The 3,799-nt window shown below is 36.2% G+C and carries 6 protein-coding genes; 1 reads left to right on the top strand and 5 read right to left on the bottom strand.

The genetic code is table 11. The annotated features are described in order from the left end of the window. Positions 1-353: 353 nt before the first annotated feature. Both AC1DND_RS22460 and AC1DND_RS22455 read right to left on the bottom strand, forming a co-directional pair. Entirely contained in the window at positions 354-884 is a 531-nt protein-coding gene (locus tag AC1DND_RS22460; protein ID WP_477584828.1) for a hypothetical protein, read from the bottom strand. Positions 885-1,121: 237 nt separating this feature from the next. Continuing rightward, positions 1,122-1,448 (bottom strand): hypothetical protein, encoded by a 327-nt coding sequence (locus tag AC1DND_RS22455; protein ID WP_477584827.1) that lies wholly within the window; start codon positions 1,446-1,448, stop codon positions 1,122-1,124. Between the two features lie 19 nt (positions 1,449-1,467). On the opposite strand from AC1DND_RS22455, the gene AC1DND_RS22450 reads away from it, so the two are divergent. Then, positions 1,468-1,671: a hypothetical protein gene (locus AC1DND_RS22450; protein WP_477584826.1), complete on the top strand. Its 204-nt coding sequence runs from the start codon at positions 1,468-1,470 to the stop codon at positions 1,669-1,671. On the opposite strand, the gene AC1DND_RS22445 is transcribed toward AC1DND_RS22450, so the two are convergent. From AC1DND_RS22445 to AC1DND_RS22435, 3 genes are all read right to left on the bottom strand, one after another. After that, positions 1,668-2,375, bottom strand: coding sequence for an ATP-binding cassette domain-containing protein (locus tag AC1DND_RS22445; RefSeq protein ID WP_477584825.1), 708 nt, complete (start codon positions 2,373-2,375; stop codon positions 1,668-1,670). The genes AC1DND_RS22450 and AC1DND_RS22445 overlap by 4 nt on opposite strands. A gap of 83 nt (positions 2,376-2,458) precedes the next feature. Continuing rightward, entirely contained in the window at positions 2,459-3,379 is a 921-nt protein-coding gene (locus tag AC1DND_RS22440; protein WP_477584824.1) for a glycerophosphodiester phosphodiesterase family protein, read from the bottom strand. A 92-nt stretch (positions 3,380-3,471) separates the two neighbouring features. Further along, on the bottom strand, positions 3,472-3,799 hold a 328-nt coding region (locus AC1DND_RS22435), incomplete at its 5' end, for a response regulator transcription factor (RefSeq protein ID WP_477584823.1).

The following is a 3,799-nucleotide window of genomic DNA, read 5'->3' as shown; positions in this document are numbered from 1 at the left end:
GTTTTTGCATCAAAACTTACCGATGCGTTTCCTGATGATATGGTCATGTTTGGAAAGGCCACCCCGGCTTTCACGCCAAAAATTACAGGTTTGTTTGTTTGAGCTGAAGCTGCAAAGCCTAAACCTGCAACTGTTAATAAAGATAATACTAGTTTTTTCATCTGATTTTGAGAGTTGTTTTTGAAAATTATTTTTTAGTTTCCGTGCTTTCGCCTATACGGCTAAAACAGTACAATAATAAATAAACTAATTTGATAGTTAAAATTATTTTGTAACCGATGAAACCTTAAATAGCTGATAAACAACAAAGCCCCCAATTTCTTGGAGGCTTCTAAATAAATTATGGTTTAATACTATAAACCGAATGCAAAAGCAGCACGTAAGCCAATAAAGCCTGTAGAACCACCATTTCCTGACCAATTTTCGTAACGTAAACCGAAATCTAAACTAGATTTATCGGCAACAGAAAATGATGCGCCTAAAGTTGGTGCAACTGCAAATAAAGTACTACCACCTGTTTCAGTGCTAATTGCCGCACCTAATTCGCCAGCGCCATAAAAGTTACCACCAAAATAGTATTTAGCACCAGCTTTTAACGGGATAACACCATAACTCGTTTTTGCCCCAATAGACTTTAAAAAATCTTTTGCATCTCCTGTAGCCATTAATGATAAATAACCAGCTGAACCAGTTAAATTTAAATCCTTAGCCACTGGATGTTCGTACTGCAATGAACCGCCTACGATTAAGGTATTTGAATTTTTTTCTGTCGGTAAACCAAATTCAGCACCAATGCTTAGTTTTTGAACTGCTCCTTCTGTTTGAGCTGAAGCTGCAAAGCCCAGGCCTGCAACCATTAATAAAGAAAGTAATACTTTTTTCATGTGATTTTTATTTATTGTTCGTTAATTATTTGCATTTATAGACAAGCATGATGCCAAAAACGTTACAAATAAAATAAAAAAGACAAAATACAAATAACAAATAACTGATATACAGACAATTAAACACAAACTGAATTTATTCCAAATAGTTGTAATCGGTGATAAAATGTCTGAATAACTGTATGTTTATCACGAATAATTGAATTAAAAACAATAATTTGTCCTCTTAATTACGAGTTATAATCTAAATATATATGCAAATCTAATTCCAACAAAACCTTTGGTATTGGTCTTATTTAAATCGGACAACTCATTTTTACCCGTCCATGCTTCATATCTGATCCCTAAATCGAGTTTATTTTCGCCAGATAGCTTAAATTGATTCCCTATACCAGGCGACCAAACAAATAAAGTTTTTTGCCCATTATTTAATGGCAATGCCGCCCCTAACTGCCCTTCGGCGTAAAAACTTTCTCCCAGCTGATATTTCAAGCCAGCTTTAGCGGGTATATAGGTTAAATCCTGAACCTTAAAAAGCTGATTTCGCTTACCAAAAAAATTCATAAAACCTCCGTTTAAGGATATGGCAAAATCAGCAGCTATTGGGAAATCAGCTTTTATTGATGCACCTAAACCTATTCCAGATAAATTAACGAAGTTTCCCGATGGCAAACCTATTTCGGCACCAATACCAATATTAGGGGTATTTTGGGCTTTCAATATAACAGGTGTTAAAAATAGAAGAACTATTAAGGCATTTTTTATTTTTTGGCAAAGCATGAATTAAGCAGTAAGTTTTCTAAAAATATCTTCTAATGATTGCTGTTGGTGCATTTTTTTTAGGCCTTCGAGTGAATCTTTCGCTACGATTTTACCTTTGCTAATGATGATGATGTCATCGCAAATGGCTTCAACCTCTTGCATAATGTGGGTAGAGATGACAACCGTTTTAGCAGCACCTAATGTTTTGATMAGCTGCCTAATATCAACCAATTGGTTCGGGTCTAAACCAGAAGTAGGCTCATCTAAAATTAAAACCGCAGGATTATGGATTATCGCCTGAGCCAAACCTACCCTTTGACGGTACCCTTTGGATAACGCACCGATTTTTTTATGTTGCTCTGGTGTTAAGCCTACCATTTTGATGACTTCATCAATCCGTGCAGGTAAATTGGTAAGGTTATACGTTTGACCAACAAAATTTAAAAATTCCTTTACGTACATATCAGCGTAAAGCGGTGTATTTTCAGGCAGGTAACCAATATGCTTTTTAGCTTCAATGGCATCGTAAAGAATGCTTTTACCAGAAATTTCAGCCTCACCTGAGGTAGGCTCTAAATAACCGCTAAGCATACGCATGGTTGTAGATTTACCAGCTCCATTAGGGCCAAGAAAACCCAAAATACGACCTGGCCTGGCTTCAAAGCTAATCGAATCGACCGCCTTTTGCTTATCGTAATGTTTAGAAAGATTTTTAACTGAAATACTCATTTTGTGTTTTTTACCACAGATTTGCACAGACACAGATTTCATAATTGGTTAAACCGATCTGTGTTCACCCTTTCCATCTGTGGTTAATTTATATGCGCTGAACTTAATTTTTTATTATACCTGAACTTATCCAGTTCTTCTGATGCCTGTGGTAAATTATCGCCCGATAAAATATCTGCACCATTGTTAACCAGATGATAATAAACATTTTTTACCGGACTGGCAATGGCGCTTTTATCGATATTCCCCATGGTGCCTAAAATAGTGGTAATGCCTTTGTTGTGCAGGTATTGGTACAATTCTTTATCCGGAGCAGAAACACCAACAAAAGCTACAATACGGTTATAGGGTATGCCCAAGCTATTTAAACGTTTCAATTCTGCTTTCTTTTGAATGGAAGCTGAAATCATGAGTTCGGGTGCCAATTGATGTACCTCCTTGGCCTGATAGGCAGTATAAGTAATGATTATTGAATTACTTTCTACTTTATATTGTCTTACCTTTTCGATCACTTTGGCATAAGAARCACCCTTTTTCAAATCGATGGTTAATAAAACTTTTCCTTTGCTCCAGCTTAATACACTATCCAAAGTCGGGATTTTAAATTTTGTTTCTTTGCCCTCATCGTCTTTAAGATTGAAAGCCTTTAATTCTTCGTAAGTATAATTGCCAATCGGCCCTTTTCCTGTCGACGTACGATCGAGCTGATCATCGTGCATAATCACCATTACCGAATCTTTACTGTAAGCAATGTCGAATTCGATAATTACTGGATTATAGGTAGTCGCATTATCGAAAGTTTCGATACAGTTTTCAGGAAAACCAGGCATTAGACCTCCACGATGGGCACTGACTAATGGAAAACGATTTTCTGGCGACCATTTTAAGAATTGATATAACTCCGTTGGTGTATTAAACTTAATATATTGATGGCTTTTTTCTTCTGGTTTGCATGAGGTAAAAACTGCAACCATAACCAAAAACAGCAAATGATGGAATTTCATGCTTCAAAAGTAAGGTTAATTGGTTAATTGTTGAAATCTGATAATCGCGCTATCATATCAGTTTACCATTCATACTTTCAAATAATTAACCTTTACGCAAAGCCATTTTTGATGGCAAAAACAGCCAATCCAACCCGCGTTTTAAGTTCGAGTTTTTCGCATAACTGATCGCGATAGCTTTCAACAGTACGTGGGCTACAGAACATTTTATCGGCTATTTCCTTATAATTAAGCTCGGTAACGGTGTATTTTAAAAACTCTTTCTCCCGATCTGAAATTTWGATCTCAGCATCTTTGGTTTTATTTAGGCTGGAGAAAATGATTTTTGATGCCCAGTCAGGGTAAAAAAATCCGTTGATATTCAATTTTGTGAGCGCGTTTTCGAGCTCTACCGGATGCGCATTTTTTAACAGATAGCCT

The organism is Pedobacter sp. 01N416 (assembly GCF_056399685.1).
Note: the sequence above shows the minus strand (reverse complement) of the source record. Positions and strands in the feature narration are given on the sequence as shown.

Bases quoted from the DNA above. Each gene is read 5' to 3' on its own strand.
- AC1DND_RS22460 (WP_477584828.1), bottom strand. From the start codon at position 884: ATGAAAAAAGTATTACTTTCTTTATTAATGGTTGCAGGCCTGGGCTTT.
- AC1DND_RS22455 (WP_477584827.1), bottom strand. From the start codon at position 1,448: ATGAATTTTTTTGGTAAGCGAAATCAGCTTTTTAAGGTTCAGGATTTA.
- AC1DND_RS22450 (WP_477584826.1), top strand. From the start codon at position 1,468: ATGGCAAAATCAGCAGCTATTGGGAAATCAGCTTTTATTGATGCACCT.